The organism is Streptosporangium sp. NPDC002607 (assembly GCF_053592655.1).
On the sequence record NZ_JBSFWD010000014.1, the window covers coordinates 13068 to 29419 of the forward strand.

The following is a 16352-nucleotide window of genomic DNA, read 5'->3' on the forward strand; positions in this document are numbered from 1 at the left end:
GAGGGCCTTCAAGAAGCGATGCGGCAGCGCATATGTTTGTGGACGACCGTCGCCGACGAAAGCGTGGAGATCGTGGCGGAAGATGGCGTCCCCCCTGCCCGTGGCAGTGTGACCACTGCCTGGATCGGCGTGGCTCTGGCCGCGGCGTCTCTGCTGAACTACCTCGTCTGGCTGGGGTGGGACCGGGAACGGGTCGTCGAGCCGGACGGGAGTCTCAGCGGCCCCTATGAGCCGTGGCAGGTGGTCGGCCTGGTGGTCTGCCTGGGAATCCTCGCCGTCCTGGCCGGCGGGCTCGGCCTCCCGAAGATCGGCACGATCAGTGTCGTGGGCGTGATGTGGCTGTGCTGGTCGATCGACGCCGCGATGTCGGACGACAGCGGTCTGTGGGCCGTGGGCGCGGTGATGTTGCTGCCCGCCGTCCTTCTCGGTGTCGGTCTGGTCGCGTTCCTCGCGGCTTCCCGCAAAGCCACGGGTCGGGAAACTCGGCCCGACGAGTGACCAACGCGTGCCGGGCGGTTGCCCGGGCTGTCGGCACTCGCCGGTGCGGGTCTCTGGTCGACGGCTCCGGTGCCGTGACGCGGCCGGGGTCTCCGTATGGGCCTGCCGGTGGCCCTGGCGCCGGCCCGGTCGCTCGGCCGTACGGCTGCGAGCCCCGGCTCTCCGTATCCGTTCAGTCGCGCGGTGGCGGTGGAGGAGACGGTGGCAGGCCCTGCCATGGAGGCGGACCCGTCGGTGGTGGAGCCGGTCGTCCGGAAGGTTGCGCGTATGGCGGAGGTCGCCGATACCCCTGGTGCCCTCCGGCGAGCGCGGCCCGCTCGCCGTGGCGGTGAAGGGAGCCGCGTACACGATCGTCAACCGCAACACACCGCCGGTGGATCCACCGCCGACGGCACCGACATCGCGCAGTGGTCGTGTTGACTCAGACGTCTCCTCAGAGTGGGCCGACGGTCAGCCCGGGTTCCACAGGGGAACGGGAGGCGTAGCCGAGCGCGTCACCGCGCCGGTCGGGGGCGAAGTTCAGCACGGTCCCCACCAGGTGAGCGCCGACGGAGGAGAGCAGGTCCAGTGCCCGTGCCATGTCCTGCCGGTGCGACCTGCCGCACCTGGCCACGAGGAGCACTCCGTCACAGCCTGCCGCGAGCGTCGCCGCGTCGGTGACCGGCAGGAGCGGCGGAGTGTCGATGAGCACGATGTCGCAGGCGTCGACAAGTTCGTCGATCAGCAGGCGCATCCGCTGGGAGCCGAGCAGCACGCTCGGATTGGCCGGCAGCGGCCCGCTGGGCAGTACGGACAGCCGGCCCGCCGACACGTCCCGCTGCCGCAGCACCGCGGACACCTCGGCCCGGCCGGTCAGCACGTCGGTCAGCCCGGGGCCATCGCCGATCTTCAGGTACTCGGCGATGCTCGGCCGCCTCAGGTCTCCGTCGACGAGAGTCACCCGCAGGCCGGCCTCGGCCAGGACGATGGCGAGGTTGCTGCAGACCAGGGACACGCCCTCGCCGGACAGACAACTGGTGATCACCAGTGATCTGGGTTTGTGCTCGGTGTTCATGAACTGCAGGTTCGTGCGCAACGTGTTGAAGGCCTCGACCCGGCTGGAGGGGCCGCCTCGTTCGGCGATCAGCGGGTGCCGCCGGGCGCTGTGCTCGTAGCCGATCTCGCCCAGCACCGGCACCGCGGTGGCCTGCTTCAGTGCCTGAGGAGTCCGGATCGTCGTGTCCAGCTGATCCTTCACGATGATCGCGCCCCCGATGAGCGTCAGACCGACCGCCGCGCCCAGCGCCAGGTTGATCGACAGCCGCGGTGCGATCGGCGCGGACGGCACCTGCGCCTGGTCGACCACCGAGACGCTCACCTTCGCTCCCTCCGAGGGCTGAGCGGGGTGTTCGAGCTTGTCGATCAGTTCCGCGAAGGCCCGGCCGAGGGAGTTGGCCAGCCGTGCCGCGCGGTGCGGATCACCGTCGGTGACGGTGGCGCGCAGCAGTACGGTATCGGGCACGGCCTCGGCCTCGACGTTCGCCCGCAGTCTGTCCACATCCTCGCCTTCGGCGATGGCCTGAATCACCCTCCTGCTGGTGAGCAGGTTCGCGTACGACTGCATGCGTTGCTGGGAGAGCAGGGCGGCCTGGTAGGCGGTGATCGTGCCGCCCTCCTGGTTGCTGGCCGAGACCAGCATGGAGATGTTCGCGGCATAGGTCGGAGGCGTGCCGGCGGTCAGCGCCAGTGCCGTCACCACCGACAGCGCCAGCGACCCGGCGATGAGCGGCCAGTTCTTCCACAGAAGCCACAGACAGGAGAGCAGGTTCACCGCGGGACTCCGTCTTTCGCGATACTTGTCGGCGGAAGAGGTGGCTGTACTGGATTTACCGCAACCCATTCCGCCAATACTGGACATTAAGCGTTTACTGCTTTTTGGACGTACGTTTTCGATTAATCGCCCGGCCGTACCGGCGCTGCATTCTTCGTATGATCGGTCGATTACGATAAGTTATAGTCGCTGTTTTGAGGACTTCGGGTAACACGCTGTGCGTGCGCACACTCTTTGCGGCGAGATTAGCGTGAGTGGGCGAGAAAATCAGCAAGGCGCTGAGGGGGCCGCTGCGATGGCAGGGGTAATGCTGCTGAAACGGCCTTCGTCGGACCATGTCATCGCATCGGCGATATTCGCGACGCCTTTCCTTATCACCGCGATGGTGTGGTATTCGTGGTCGACCGCCCTGCTGGCCCTCGGGGTTTGCGGGCTCGCGCTGGTGCGGCGCCCGTGGCGAGGCGGCCTGCTCATGGTGCCGCTGGCCGTCGTCGGCGGCGTGGCGGGGCTGCCTTGGTGGTGCGCCCCGCTGCTGGCGCTGGTGACGGCCGTCATGTGCCTGGCCTTCTCCCCACAGGTCAGGGTCGGCTCCGAGCACGCGATCGTGGTGTTGCTGGTTCTGCTGCTGGTGGCCAGCTGGGTATCGCCCGGGGGGCAGGGTAGTCCGGGCCATCAGGCCCTGCACGACATGGCGCAGGTGACGGCCGGACTGATGATCCTGGCCGTCTGCGCCGCCGCACCGCCTTCCGCGGAGCGATTGCCGATGGTGGTCGTGCTCTCGGGGACGGCTGCCGCGGTGGCGGCCCTGCTTGTCGGGGATGCTCAGGCCGGGCCCCGGCTGGAGGGGTTCGGACTGAACTCGAACTATCTGGGGAGCCTGCTGGTCCTGCCCACGGTGATGTCCTTCGCCATGGCCTGGCTCCGGCGTGCCCCGCTGTGGGCGGTTCCCGGGGCGGTCGCGCTGGTCGCGCTGGTCGCCACCCAGTCGAGGGCCGCGCTGTTCGCGGTTCTGGCCGGTATGGCGACCGTCGCGCTGTTGCGCGGCTCGCACGCGGCCCGACTGCCGCTCACATCGGCGATCGCGGTCGTGGCGGTGCTGGTCGCCGCCGCGCCCGGCGTGATTGATGTGAGCGGCGGTGCCCGCGGCATCGACGAACTGGAGCGTAGCAACGAAGTCAGGGCGCAGTCGGCCATCCTGGCAGCCAGGATGGCCGCCGATCACCCGCTGCGCGGGACGGGGTACGGCACCTTCGCCGAGCAGGCCGCTCGCTCCCCCCAGCTGGGCATTTTCATCAACACCCATAACGACTACCTGCGGCTGGCCGCCGAGACGGGCATCGTCCCGGCGCTGCTGCTGCTGTTGCTCGTCTACCGGGCGGTCCGGCGGGCCACGGGCACGTACGAGCACGTCCTGGCCAGCGCGGTCACGGCCTACGCGGTCGTGCTGCTGTTCGGCAACACGCTGTCGAACCTGATGGCCAGTGTGCCCTTCTGGGTCTGCCTGGGAACGCTGCTCGGGGCTCGGCATCTCGAAACGGCCTACGTGACGACTCACCGAACATCGCCGCGCGCGGCGCCAGGCACATGACAGGAGCACGGTAATGGACGACAATCTTCTGCAGATCCGGCGGGGCGACAGGTTCGCCTTCGGCCGCAACTGGAAGGCCTTCGCCAACCTCGTCGACGAACGTCGCATCCAGAACGCGATCGGCTCGCTGCGGGAGGCCCTGGACGTCGAGCACCTCGCCGGGCGCACCTTCCTCGACGTGGGGTGCGGCAGCGGCCTGTTCTCCCTCGCCGCGCATCGCCTCGGAGCCCGCGTGCACTCCTTCGACTTCGACGCCGAGGCGGTGGAGTCCGCTTCGCGGCTGCGGCACGCCTTCGCCCCTGACGCCTCCTGGACGATCGAGCAGGGGTCGATCCTGGACGGCGACCACCTCGCGCGGCTGGGGACCTTCGACGTGGTCTACATCTGGGGAGTCCTGCACCACACCGGGGACATGTGGCAGGCCTTCGACAACGCCGTCGAACTCGTCGCCCCCGGCGGACTGCTGTTCGTCTCGCTCTACAACGACCAGGGCTGGGAAAGCCGGATCTGGACGGTGGTGAAGCGACACTACAACCGGTCGGGACCGGTGACCCGGGGCGCTCTGATCGCCGGCAGCTCGGCCTATATCCACCGGGCCTGGCCCCTGTTCCAAATCGGGCGGCTGCTCGCCGGGCGGCCCCGTCCCGCGGCCGCCCGGCCGCGGGGCATGTCGCGCTGGCACGACATGCTCGACTGGGTGGGCGGCTACCCGTTCGAGGTCTCCAAGCCCGAGCAGGTCCTCGCCCGCGCACGTACGCACGATCTCAGCCTCCTGCGGCTCAGGACATGCGGGGGCGGACTCGGCTGCAACCAGTATCTGCTCCGGCGGCCGGGTGGGTCAGCCGCCGTGCAGGAGCTTGCGGATTCGATGGACGATCTCGCGTATCTCAGCGGCACCCGGGACCAAGCACCGCAGGGGCACTCCCGTTGAGCGCACGAACCAGCCTGTCTGGGCGGCGGCGAGCGCGGTATAGGCGACCGTGGAGGCCAGCGCACACCCCGTGACGCCCATCCCGGGGATCAGCAGGACGTTCAGGGCGAGGTTCGTCAGCAGTGCCGCGCCGTACATCAGCGAGGTGAGCAACGGCAGGTTGAGCCGGAGCAGATAGGCCGCGGCCGGGCGCGCCGCCGCGGCGGCCGCGACGCCCGGTGCGAGCACCAGCATCGGCACGGCGCACCCCGCGAAAGCCTGGCCGGCGGCCGCGATGACCAGAAACGGTCCCGCCAGGCAGAAAAGGATGATCGACAGGACGGCGAGGAGCACGGTGATCCGGATCGTCCGTGCCGTGTACGTCGCAGCCGTCTCCTGGCTCGACTCCATCTGCCGGGGCAGGGCGATCTGAACCACCGCGTCGGTCATGGCCCGCAGCAGCTCGGCCGGCGTCACCGCCATGGAGTAGATCCCCACCGCCGCCGGCGTGCTCATGGCGTTCAGGATCAGGACGTCGAGCCGCAGCAGCAGAAAGTGACAGACGGAGCCAAGGTGGTAGCGCAACCCGCACGACAGCGTGCGGGCGGCCAGCCGCCATTCGCGCGGCCGGCGTACGGGCAGGGACGGCAGGAGCAACAGGAGGTGCACCGCGGCGGAGACGGCCCATATGATCAGCACCCACTCGACGGTGAGTCGCCCGAGCAACCCCAGGGCCGCCAGCGCGGAGCACTGGAAGGCGGCGCCGGCCAGCGAACCCCGATTGACGACCCCGGTACGGCCGTGCAGAACGTACACGTTGTTGAGGTAGACGACCGCCATCATGACGGGCACCGCGGCCAGTCCCCAGATCAGCATGGATCGATCCGCCGCGTGCTCCATTCCGGCGCCGGTATGCAGCACGGCGGCGAAGGCGGCTCCCGCGGCCGTCACGCCTACGGCAAGTCCCAGCCACAGGGCGTTCGCCGTGATCGCAGGCCGGTTGCCCTCCTGTGCCCACAGGGCCGTCTGGGACTTCTCCACCGACAGGTTTCCCACGGCTGTCGCCGTGGTCGCAATGGTGATGATCACCCAGTAGGCGCCGCGGTCGCCCGGCCCCAGGGCGCGGGCCACGATGATGCTGGTGAGGCCACCGGCCACGACGAGCGCCAGGCGGGTCAGGAGAAGGTGGGCCAGGCGAGTGGCGATCGCGTCTCGGTGGCGCTCGGGCGCGGCCGAGGGGAGTGCCGGGGCGTTCACATGGACCGCAGTCGCCGCTGACCGTCCACCACTGGTCGCACGGCCGGTTGTGCGGGCAGGTGGGTTCGATGCCAGAGCTCGAACTGCATCAAAGTCCAGATGCGGTTGGAGTGGTCTCGCCCGCGGGCGTGCTCGGAGAGCAGGCGGGCGACGGCCCGTGGATCGAAGATCCCCCGGTTACGGGCGGTGGCGTCGGTGAGCAGATCGTGTGCCAGGGGGCGCAGCCCGGTCCTGAGCCAGGAGGCCAGCGGCACCCCGAACCCCATCTTCTGGCGCTGCAGCAGATGCGCGGGCAGCCAGTCCGCCAGAGCGCGCTTGAGGAGGTACTTCGACGTCCCCCCGCGGATCTTCAACTCGCCGGGCAGGCCTGCGGCCCACTCCATCAGGACATGGTCCAGGAAGGGGGAGCGCGCCTCCAGCGAGTTGGCCATCGTGCTGATGTCGACCTTCACCAACAGGTCGCCGGGCAGGTAGGTGTTGACGTCGATGTCCATGATCCGGGTGAGATCGCAGCCGGCGAACGACTCCTCGAAGGCCCGCTCGATGATGGCTCCGCTGCGGACGCCCGCTACCCGGCCGCATTGCCACGGAGTGTAGATCTCCCGTTTCTGTCTCTCGGTGAAGTAGGACATCAGACGCGTGTACCTGTCGGCGGTCGGCAGCCCCGCCAGCTCCAGGCCCCACCCCACCCTGCGGAGCAGCGACCCCCGACGCGACAGGGACCGCAGGCTCCTGCCCGCCGCGTCCAGCAACGGTGCGGCCGCCGGCGGCACCCGCAGCCGGGAGGCCCGCTGCAACAGCGCGTAGCGGCGGTAGCCGCCGAAGATCTCGTCCGCACCGTCCCCGTTGAGCACCACCGTCACCTCCCGGCTGCTCATCTTGGCCACCAGGAAGGTGGGAATCGCCGAGGAGTCGGCGAACGGCTCGTCGAAGTGCCAGGCCAGGGTGGACAGCACATCCAGCGGGGAGGCGGAGAGGAGCAGCTCCGAGTGGTCGGTGCCGTAGCGGGCGGCGACCTCTCTGGCGTGCTCCCGCTCGTCGAAACCGGTTTCCTCGAAGCCGACGCAGAACGTGCGGACCGGCTGTGGTGACTGCCGTGCCATCGCCGCGACGACCGCGGAGGAGTCGACTCCCCCCGACAGGAAGGCACCGATCGGGCGTTCACCGATCATCCGCAGCCGGGTGGCCTCCAGCAGCAGCTCACGCAGCCGCTCGGCCTCCTCGGCCTCCACGACGGGACCCAGGCGGGGAGTGGCATCCAGCCGCCAGTAGCGGTCGACGCGCACCTGGCCGTCCTGCCACACCAGAGTCGAGCCCGGCGGGAGCTTGCCGATGCCCTCGAAGATCGACCAGGGAGCCGGAACGTACTGGAACGTCAGGTAGTGGTGGAGGGCGACCGGGTCGACCTCGCCGCGCCACCGCGGGTCGTCGATCAGGGCCTTCAGCTCGGAGGCGAAACGCAGCGAGCCGGACCGCATCCCCCAGTAGAGCGGCTTCTTGCCCACCCGGTCGCGGGCCAGCAGCAGCCTGCGCCTGCGCCCATCCCACAGGGCGAAGGCGAACATGCCGCGCAGACGATGTACGAAGGCGTCCCCGTGTTCCTCGTACAGGTGAACCAGGCACTCGGAGTCGCCGCTCGCGGCCAGGCGGTGTCCTCTGTCCAGCAGTTCGGCGCGCAGCTCGGCGAAGTTGTAGATCTCACCGTTGAACACCGCGACGATCGTGCCGTCCTCGCTGTAGACGGGCTGGTCACCACCGGCCACATCGACGACGGCCAGGCGACGCATCCCGAGCACGGCCGAGGGCTCCACATGCAGGCCACTCCCGTCAGGACCGCGGTGCGTGATCGTCCCACACATGCCGCGGACCGTCTCCGGATCCACCCCGCTGGAGCAGACGGCACCCGCTATTCCGCACATCGCTCCTCCAGAAGCCGTCGGTACAGAACCAGGTGCTGGTCGATCATGGAATCCAGGTTGAGGTTGTCCAGCGCCCAGGCGCGCGCGGCGGAGCCAAGGGACGCGCCCAGGCGGGGGTCACGTAACACGCGCTCCAAGGCGTCGGCCAGTGCCCGAGGGTCCGCCGGGGGGACCAGCAGGCCGCGCCCGCTCAGCAGTTCGCAGGTCCCGCCCACCGCGGTGGCGACGATCGGCTTGCCCGCCGCCATCGCCTCCATGACGGCGTTGCTCATCCCCTCGTGGAGCGAGGCGAGCACCATCACCGACGCCCGGCGCATCAGGGCCTCGACGTCCCGGCGAAGGCCCAGCAGGCGCAGGTCCACGCCGGAGCTCTCCGCCTGCCGCAGCAGGACATCGCGCTCGGGCCCTTCGCCCGCGAGCACCAGGGTGCACGGCATACCCCGGGCGGCCAGCAGCGCGACGGCCTCGATGAGGAAACGGTGCCCCTTGTGCGTCTTCAGGTTGGCCACACTGCACACGATTGGCAGGTCAGTGATGATCTGAGCCGGTGTGGCGGGCAGGAAGGCCGACTCGGGCAGGCCGTTGTAGATCACGCTGAGCTTCTCGGGTGGGAGTTTTTCCACCCTTCTGGCATCCTCCGCCACGGCCACGGCGTTGGCCACCACGTGCCGGGTCAGCCGGGTGGCGACGCGTTCCAACGTGTAACTCCCGTACCGGACCCGCTTGAAGACACTCAGGCTGCGCCGCCCCGCCACCACGACAGGCACCCGGGCAAGCCAGGCGATCGGCGCGCCGACCACATAGGCGTGGTACAGAAAGGCGTGCAGCACGTCAGGTCTGAGCCGCCGTATCAGCCTGATGAGGCGTGCCGCCGCGAGCAGGTTGCGAGGAAATGCCATGGGCCCCGTCGACAGCCCGGTGAATCTGGCGTTGTGCACGGTGATGCCCTCGCGTTCGAGCGCGTCACGGTAGGGCCCGTCCGAGTGCAACGTCACCACGTCGACCGCCACACCGCTGCGGATCAGTCCCGTGGCCAGAAGGAAGATCTGTTTTTCGGTGCCGCCGACCTGGAGTTGCCCGACCAGCAACACAACCTGGCGGGGTTCGCCGGGTGTCGCTTCCAGAGACGAGATCACCCCGCGGCTACCTTTCGCTTCCATGTTCTTACCTTGGGTGATCGGCGTCGGCATGTGGGGGACTGTCCATGGCCGACGAGCGTGTCGCGGAAAGGAATTTCGACTGCGTTTACGCGGTCCGGACCGTCTCAGGACGATCTCTCAGGTCAGATCGCCTGCCGGAACCGTACGTAACAGCCTTCCGTTACGCGCCGGACCCAAACCGGTATGGATCGCGTCGACCCCTGCCGTGAGAGATCACCCTGCCGGCAGGTCCCGCCTTCGACCGCGCGGAGAGATCGACGATCGGCAGACGGCGGTGTCCCGGTTCCGGGGCCAGGCACTCAGGCTTGTCCGCCCGGTGCGGGCATACGAACGAACACGCTGGATGAAGCGGCCTGATCACCGGCTTGCTCTTGGAATCAGATGCTGATCTGCGGGGGGCGGATTAACCTTCGAGCATGGCCAAGAGCGATCGGGAAAGGTTGCGCGAGACCTTCACCGAGGACGCCGAACTGTACGACCGGGCTCGTCCGGGCTATCCGGCCGAGCTGTTCGACGATCTGGCCGATCTGGCCGGGGCCCGTGCGGGATGCCGGGTGTTGGAGATCGGTTGTGGCACGGGGCAGGCCACCGTGCCGCTGGCCGAGCGGGGAAGTCAGATCATCGCGGTGGAGCTCGGTGCGTCGATGGCCGCCGTCGCCAGCCGCAATCTGGCGCGTTTCCCGCTGGTCGCCGTCGAGAACTCGGCATTCGAGGATTGGCCGCTGCCGCGACAGCCGTTCGACGTCGTGGTCTCGGCGACGGCGTTTCACTGGATCGACCCGGCGGTGCGGGTGGAGAAGGCGGCCGACGCCCTGCGCGTCGGGGGTGCGCTGGCCACGATCAGCACGCATCATGTCGCCGGTGGCAGCCAGGACTTCTTCCGTGAGGTGCAGGACTGTTATGAGCGCTTCGACCCGTCGACCCCGCCGGGGCTGCGCCTGCGCACCTCAGCGGAGATCCCCGCGGACAGCGCGGAGCTGGACCGGTCGGCACGGTTCGGGCCGGCCGTCTTCCGCCGCTACGAACGGGAACTGTCCTACTCGACCGCGCGGTATCTGGACGTGCTGCGCACCTACTCCGGTCATCGAGCGCTGGAGAGTGGAGCGCGGGCTGATCTCCTTAGCTGTATCGGGTCTCTGATCGACGAGCGTCACGGTGGCCGGATCAGCAAGCGCTATCTGACCGAGTTACGAGTCGCGCATCGTCGTACGTGCTGAAAAGCGCGTGCTGTGTGCTTCCCCGGCGGCGCAGTGGGCTCAGAGTTTGTACAGCTTCTTGAACGGTGCCGTGACGCGTTCCTGTCGCGATCCGAAATCGACGACCACGGCGATCTCGTCTTCTACGCCGGTGACGATGCCAAGACCATATCGATCATGGGTCACCCGGTCGTTCACGCTGAACCGCTCGACAGGCGGGGCCGGGGGCGGGGGTTTGAAGGGACTTGTGGGCAGGTGACGACGGGGTACGCCGTTGGCTGGCTTCATCCTCTCCAGTATGTGCCGCCTGTGAGAACGCTCGCGACGGAGGATCGACAAGCTCCGCCAGAACGATCAAGGATTGGGTGAGGATTTGGCCTCTGACCTGGGCCTTAATGGTTGGAGTAGGTGACGGGAGTCGAGTCTTCCCGTTGCGGGTCCTTCGGGTCGGCCTGGGAGAAAGTGGTGTGTGGTCCAGGTGATTCGCTCGGACATCTGACCACCTCCCGTACCGCAGCGTGGAAGGCAGCGGTCTCGCGCCGCGCACCTCGCCTGCCTGTGCGCCCTGAGGATGTCCCGCCGCGCGGGGTTCTGACCGTGTGGCGGGCTCGGGGCGGGCCCGCTTCCCGCAGAGGGGGGATCGAGGCCCGGGTTGGGATGTGCTGCGAGCGGGGGACGGGAATCGAACCCGCGCTGTCGGCTTGGGAATCGCATGGATGCGGCCATCGCGCCCTCCGTCGCCGGACGCTCCGCCGTCGGCCGCCGGCGAGGACGCCGTGGACGGGCGACCGGGCGGCGGTGCCGTCCCGCGGTGACGGCCTCGTTCTGGAGGGGAACGAGGCCGCCGGCATTTCCAGACCTGTGCGGTTACTCCTAGAGGATGCCGATGTTGCCGTAGTCGAGGAGCATCCCGGTCCCGATTCCGTTCCCGAGTCCGATCCCGAGTCCGTCCCACGGGTCGGAGGGGGAGGCCGTCGCGTGAGCCGGACCGGCGGCTAGCGCGGGCGCGGCCAGGACGGCGCCGAGAGTGATCAGCCCAGCGGCGATCGTGGTGCGGTTCATCGCGGTCTTCTCCTTTGGGCGAGGGTGGCCCGCCTGTCGCGGGCCACCTCTCCGTTGCTGTGCGCACTCATACGACTACCTGGAGAGAGCCGGTTCAACTTGGGACGACATCCGGACAGCCGTTGGAGTTCGGGGCACTCCCGCAGCTGTCCGGCCTGCGCCGCGAAGAGAAGGGGCATCCTCTATGTATCGAACACGCGTCCCCGTTCGGGCCACCTCTCCGGGGAGAAACCGGTCCGACACCGGAGGGTGCGGGTGGTCCGGCCGGTGGTGCCGTTAGCCGCCCATCTCGTCCCACCGGTCAGAAGACCTGGAGGCCCAACTTTTTTGCGTACGGCCGGTTCCGGTGCTCGGCCGGGGCCGCACCGGTTCACCACCGAACCATGGGGGGAGACGGCGAATTCCAGGCCCGGGAACCGGCGCGCCGGCTGGAAGGCCGGTTACGAGCGAGCAACGGCCTGGGCGGAGGTGCGGGCCGTGCCCGAAGCTCATCTGGGCGTCACAGGTCGATCTCGTGGGTGTCGGGAAAAACGGCGCCGTCCTGCCCGCAGCGTCCACGCTCCCCGTCACCGGAACCGGCACCGCGCAGGCCTCTGCCCCAGGCGTCTGCGCGCCGGCCTGGCACGTCGCCCTTACCTCCGCCACGGCCGGCGACTGCAAGTGGATCGGGAACGCGGGCTTGGCCCGCTTCTCCCGTACCAGGCCATCAGGATGAAAAAGCCTCAGTGACGGCAAGGCCCGCCGTATCCAGGTGGCGCCATCGCGTGGGGTCACTTCACCTCGGCGGGAACCCGTTCATCGCCCAGAGACTCCTTGGACCTCTTGTTTCGGGTCAGGTAGACATAGGCCATCGCGCCCAGGAACAGAGCGATCGACGTCCACTGGTTCAGCCGCATCCCGAGGATCTCGTTGGCCGGGTCGACGCGCAGGCCCTCGATCCAGAACCGGCCCGCGGTATAGCCCGCCACATACAAGGCGAAGAGCCGGCCGTGCCGCAGCGCGAAGCGACCGCCGATCCAGATCAGTGCCAGCGCCAGGCCCAGGCTCCACAGCGACTCGTAGAGGAACGTGGGGTGATAGGTGGTGACGCCCGGCACGGTCCCCGGACGGCCCGCATCGATCTCCAACCCCCAGGGCAGGTCGGTCGGGCCGCCGAACAGCTCCTGGTTGAAATAGTTGCACCATCGGCCGATGGCCTGGCCGATGGCGACGGCCGGGGCCACGGTGTCGGCGACCGCGCTCAAGGCGATGCCCCGGCGGCGGCAAGCGATCCACACGCCCACCCCACCCAGGGCGACGGCGCCCCAGACACCCAGGCCGCGCCAGCCCGGTCCGGAGTCGCTCCAGATCAGGATCGCGTCGATCGGCCGGTAGGGGGCATCAGGCCCGAAGTACAGCTGCCAGTCGGTGATGACGTGGTACAGCCGCGCACCCACGATGCCGAACGGGACCCCCCACGTCGCCAGGTCCAGCATGGTTCCCGGCGTCCCACCGCGATTCCGCCAGCGGTGCTCGGCGACGACGACGGCCACCACGACACCGAGAATGATGCAGATCGTGTAACCACGGATGGGCAACGGCCCCAAATACCAGACCCCTTCGGAGGGACTGGGAATGCTGGCAAGCGACATGGCAGGCAATCTAGTGCAGCCCGCCGCGATCACACATCCCGCCGGAGTCCATATTCGCATGCCTTTACCGCCCTGGCGGCAGGCGTACGACGAGTGATCCTGTTCATCGCCTCGAAGACCACGACTGCAGGTCAGATGGTAGGGCGCCTGGGACTCGAACCCGGAACCTATGGATTAAAAGATCGATTTTACGCTGTTCTGGATCGTTCAATTTGACGGCGGTGGTTGCGGAAGGTCCTGGTCGTGCGCCGGGGGGCGTCAGAAAGTCTTGACGGGATGGGGGCGTCCGGCGGGGTTGCCTTGTCTGCTGGGCCTTCAGCGGGGGGGCATGCTCGGACAGTACGCGCGGAATGTCGTCACGTCACGGGATGCGTACGAGGGCCGGCTACTGGACGCGGATCTCGGAGGAGTCCGCGGGCAGCACCTCGACTTGGTCACCGCGCTCGACGACCAGGACGGGCACCAGCTCCTCGCATTCGACCTCGGTCGGCATCCGGGCGGTGATGCGCATGCCCGGCTCCGGAGCGATCACGGTGACCTCCGGCGCCCGAACGTAGGTTCCACGGCCGGGAACCGTGCGTACCAGGCCGAGCGAGGTGAGGTGGCTGATCGCTTTTCGGACCGTGTCGCGGGCCACTCCGAAACGCTGCTGCAGGTGAATCTCAGAGGGTAGGGGGCGGTGCGGCCGGAACTGGCCGGTCTGGATGTCCCGCCGGATGGCGTCAGCGACCTGGCGGTACACGGGCGTCTCGGCATCATGATCAATCTCGCGCACGGTCTGACGGTAGGGGTGCGGCCCTCTGCCTCCATAATGCCCTGGAGTGGCGCGTGAAGTAGCTGGACACGCGAGATCCCCGGCACCGAGCTTTCCTTCTAGCGGTCGTCGCAACACCCCGGCTCGGGGAGTGCGATGGACTTCGAGATCCGCAAGATCCGGTCACCTCAGGGGCGTATGAAGCTGACCCGTGAGCGGGAGGCCGCCTTTCGCGTTTCAGCGTTCAGACACCAGAGGTCATTCCAGGGATGCGTTATTGAATTGCCCGCCTTTAGCCGAGACCGGATGGTTGATTGTGCAGGCCCAGAAAACCCGCAGAACATAGACGCGTCTCGGCTATAAGGTGCATTCGTGGACACTCTGGAAAGCCTCGTCATTGCCCGGCGGCTGTGCGTCCCCATCGGCGACGCTCCCGCCGGTTCCCACCCGGGCTGGGGAGAGGTGGCCGCCCGCCAGCTCGACGCCGCGCTGTTGAGCGTCGGCTTCAAGTGCTCGGCGGCCCTGCTCGACCGTCTGGCGAGGCTGCGTGGCGAAAGCGTGGTCGATCTCGGCGTGCGGGTCCTGGCGGCCGTCCGCCACCTGGTCGGTGACCACGTGCAGCACAACGCGTACTTCCTCAACTTCCCCAAGAACGTCCCCGACACCATCGAGTTCTGGGTCGGGCTCCTGCGGGAGGTGCTGCTCGACCCGGTCGCCGTCACGCGCGTCCAGCCGGTGACGCTCAACCTGCTCGCGTTGCCCGGCTACGGCCACTACCAGCACGCCTACGCCGACCTGCTGGCCGCTCACGCCGAGCTGATTCCGCTGGCCGGTGACCGGGTGACCATGCTGGAGTTGGGCGGAAGTCTGGAGTCGGAGGCGCGCGAGCTGTACTTCTCGCTGGCGGGCTCGGAAGTGCCGCTGTCCGCCGAGGACCTGACAGCGCTCCGCACACTGGCCGCGTTCTGCGCCGACGAGCCCGAACGCATCCCGGTGCGCGAGAACCGCGCCATCGTCAACGAGGTGCGCCTGGCCGCGGGGCGCCCGCTGCTCGTGGACACGGTGACCGACGTGCTCCGGCTCGCCTGCGGCTGCTCCGGCGGTGACGTCACGCTGTCCGAGCGGACGCGCTTCCGCTCGTTCCGCCGGGCCGAGCGCCGCGCTCTCCTGCAGGCCCTGGACGCGGTCGCGACGCCGGCCAAGCTCGGCGACGTGCCCCGCTACCAGGAGCAGTGGAAGCGGCTCGGCGAGCGCCTGCACCCGCACGAGTACCCGCACCTTCCGCGCGCCGTCCAGGTCTTCGAGGTCGCCCGCGGCGTCCGTCCGGCGCGCAGCTTCGACAGCCGCGTCGAGGCGGCCCTGTCGGCCGGCCGTACCGGCGACGCGGTCGAGCTGCTGGGGAAGGCACCCGGCGCGCTGCTGCGCCGCCTCGATCACCTGCTGCGAACCGGCTCTTCAGCCTCGGCTGTGCTGGACGCCGCGGAGAAGGCCGCGGCGGTCGCCTCCGGCCGGGTGCTGCTGTCGTTGCGCGAGCACCTGCAGAACCGGCTCGCGCCGGCCGCCGGGCGTGTCTTCGCCAACCGGCACGGCCGGGCATGGGCGACGGCCGATGCCCGCCCCCCGATCGAGGAGAGCGTCGTGTCGCGGGCGGCGGCCATCCTGGACGAGGAGATCACCCGGCGGCTTCCCGACCTCGGCGAGCTGATCGTCGATCCCGAGGTGCTCGACGTCGCCCTGCCGCTGTCCGGCAAGGCCGTCGCGCCCGGGCTTGGCATGCTGCCGCGCGGCTCGCTGTCGGCGGTGGACGGGGAGCTGCTGCGGTTCTTCGTCTACTGGCGGCAGGCCGAGCGGCGCACCGACTACGACCTGTCGGCCCTGATGTTGGACGCCTCCTACGGCAATCCTGAGCACATCTCGTGGACGAGCTACCGCAACGGCTTCGCTGAATACTCCGGCGACCTCACCGACGCCGCTGACGGTGCGAGCGAGTTCATCAACATCCGCCTTGCCCAGGCGACCCGGTCGATCATCATTCCGCAGGTGAACATCTACAGTGGCGAAGCGTTCGACGAAGCCGCCGAGGCGTTCTTCGGCTTCATGAGCAGGGACGCCGAGCAGGAGGGCCTGCCGTTCGAGCCGCGCACGGTACGGATGAAGTCCGACCTGCGTGGCGCAGGCCGCGTCGCCCTCCCACTTGTCTTCCTGCGCGGTGACGACGGCGCCTGGCGGGCGAAGTGGCTGCACCTCTACCTGAAGGGCCACCCCGGCTTCAACCAGGTGGAAGGTAACCGCGTCACGGCCTCTCTCCTGGTGCGCTCAATCGTCGAACGCGACCACCTGCGGGTCCGATACCTGGCCGACCTGCTGCGGCAGAAGGGCTCGTCGGGTGAGCACGCCACCTACATCGGCTTGCAGGCGCCGGCCGATCTACCGAAGGGCGCGCGGGTGTACACGCCTGGGACGCTGCACGAGCTGATCCCCGCCTGATAGCGTGGAGATCGCGAGGCCATGGGAGGGCTTCCTTCTCACCTTTTTTGGAAAAGTATCCAGCCTTCCCGCTTTCCTCG

Annotated in this window: 13 protein-coding genes; 5 read left to right on the forward strand and 8 right to left on the reverse strand. The window is 68.7% G+C overall.

The features are described from left to right. Positions 1 to 108: 108 nt before the first annotated feature. Positions 109 to 498, forward strand: coding sequence for a hypothetical protein (locus tag ACWD3H_RS17710; RefSeq protein ID WP_451955723.1), 390 nt, complete (start codon positions 109 to 111; stop codon positions 496 to 498). Between the two features lie 433 nt (positions 499 to 931). On the opposite strand, the gene ACWD3H_RS17715 is transcribed toward ACWD3H_RS17710, so the two are convergent. Next, the gene (locus ACWD3H_RS17715) at positions 932 to 2308 is read right to left on the reverse strand and encodes a polysaccharide biosynthesis tyrosine autokinase (RefSeq protein WP_451955724.1); all 1377 of its coding nucleotides are present in this window, start codon (positions 2306 to 2308) and stop codon (positions 932 to 934) included. Between the two features lie 382 nt (positions 2309 to 2690). On the opposite strand from ACWD3H_RS17715, the gene ACWD3H_RS17720 reads away from it, so the two are divergent. Both ACWD3H_RS17720 and ACWD3H_RS17725 read left to right on the forward strand, forming a co-directional pair. Beyond that, positions 2691 to 3896 (forward strand): O-antigen ligase family protein, encoded by a 1206-nt coding sequence (locus ACWD3H_RS17720; RefSeq protein WP_451955725.1) that lies wholly within the window; start codon positions 2691 to 2693, stop codon positions 3894 to 3896. Positions 3897 to 3909: 13 nt separating this feature from the next. Then, positions 3910 to 4827 carry a class I SAM-dependent methyltransferase gene (locus ACWD3H_RS17725; protein WP_451955726.1) on the forward strand — a complete coding sequence of 306 codons (918 nt, stop codon included), beginning with the start codon at positions 3910 to 3912 and terminating at the stop codon, positions 4825 to 4827. On the opposite strand, the gene ACWD3H_RS17730 is transcribed toward ACWD3H_RS17725, so the two are convergent. From ACWD3H_RS17730 to ACWD3H_RS17740, 3 genes are read right to left on the reverse strand one after another with little or no spacing between them, the layout of a single operon-like run. Next, positions 4735 to 6063 carry a lipopolysaccharide biosynthesis protein gene (locus ACWD3H_RS17730; protein ID WP_451955727.1) on the reverse strand — a complete coding sequence of 443 codons (1329 nt, stop codon included), beginning with the start codon at positions 6061 to 6063 and terminating at the stop codon, positions 4735 to 4737. The genes ACWD3H_RS17725 and ACWD3H_RS17730 overlap by 93 nt on opposite strands. Continuing rightward, positions 6060 to 7982: an asparagine synthase (glutamine-hydrolyzing) gene (gene asnB / locus ACWD3H_RS17735; RefSeq protein WP_451955728.1), complete on the reverse strand. Its 1923-nt coding sequence runs from the start codon at positions 7980 to 7982 to the stop codon at positions 6060 to 6062. The genes ACWD3H_RS17730 and asnB overlap by 4 nt, the downstream gene beginning before the upstream one ends. After that, positions 7970 to 9142: a glycosyltransferase gene (locus tag ACWD3H_RS17740; RefSeq protein WP_451955729.1), complete on the reverse strand. Its 1173-nt coding sequence runs from the start codon at positions 9140 to 9142 to the stop codon at positions 7970 to 7972. Before ACWD3H_RS17740 ends, asnB begins: the two co-directional genes overlap by 13 nt. Before the next feature lie 416 nt (positions 9143 to 9558). Between ACWD3H_RS17740 and ACWD3H_RS17745 the strand changes: the two genes are divergently transcribed. Then, positions 9559 to 10359 carry a methyltransferase domain-containing protein gene (locus ACWD3H_RS17745; protein ID WP_451955730.1) on the forward strand — a complete coding sequence of 267 codons (801 nt, stop codon included), beginning with the start codon at positions 9559 to 9561 and terminating at the stop codon, positions 10357 to 10359. 39 nt (positions 10360 to 10398) lie between these two features. On the opposite strand, the gene ACWD3H_RS17750 is transcribed toward ACWD3H_RS17745, so the two are convergent. The 4 genes from ACWD3H_RS17750 to ACWD3H_RS17765 all read right to left on the reverse strand — a co-directional run bounded on the left by ACWD3H_RS17750 (position 10399) and on the right by ACWD3H_RS17765 (position 13806). Then, a complete protein-coding gene (locus ACWD3H_RS17750) occupies positions 10399 to 10626 on the reverse strand; it encodes a hypothetical protein (RefSeq protein ID WP_451955731.1) in 228 nt (75 codons plus the stop codon). Positions 10627 to 11211: 585 nt separating this feature from the next. Beyond that, positions 11212 to 11400: a hypothetical protein gene (locus ACWD3H_RS17755; protein WP_350921417.1), complete on the reverse strand. Its 189-nt coding sequence runs from the start codon at positions 11398 to 11400 to the stop codon at positions 11212 to 11214. 770 nt (positions 11401 to 12170) lie between these two features. Next, the gene (lgt, locus tag ACWD3H_RS17760; protein WP_451955732.1) at positions 12171 to 13031 is read right to left on the reverse strand and encodes a prolipoprotein diacylglyceryl transferase; all 861 of its coding nucleotides are present in this window, start codon (positions 13029 to 13031) and stop codon (positions 12171 to 12173) included. A gap of 385 nt (positions 13032 to 13416) precedes the next feature. Then, positions 13417 to 13806, reverse strand: a complete 390-nt coding sequence (locus tag ACWD3H_RS17765; protein WP_451955733.1) for a GntR family transcriptional regulator — start codon at positions 13804 to 13806, stop codon at positions 13417 to 13419. Positions 13807 to 14157: 351 nt separating this feature from the next. Here ACWD3H_RS17765 and ACWD3H_RS17770 point away from each other — a divergent pair, with 351 nt between their 5' ends. Next, a complete protein-coding gene (locus ACWD3H_RS17770; protein ID WP_451955734.1) occupies positions 14158 to 16272 on the forward strand; it encodes a TerD family protein in 2115 nt (704 codons plus the stop codon). The last annotated feature ends 80 nt before the right edge of the window (positions 16273 to 16352 follow it).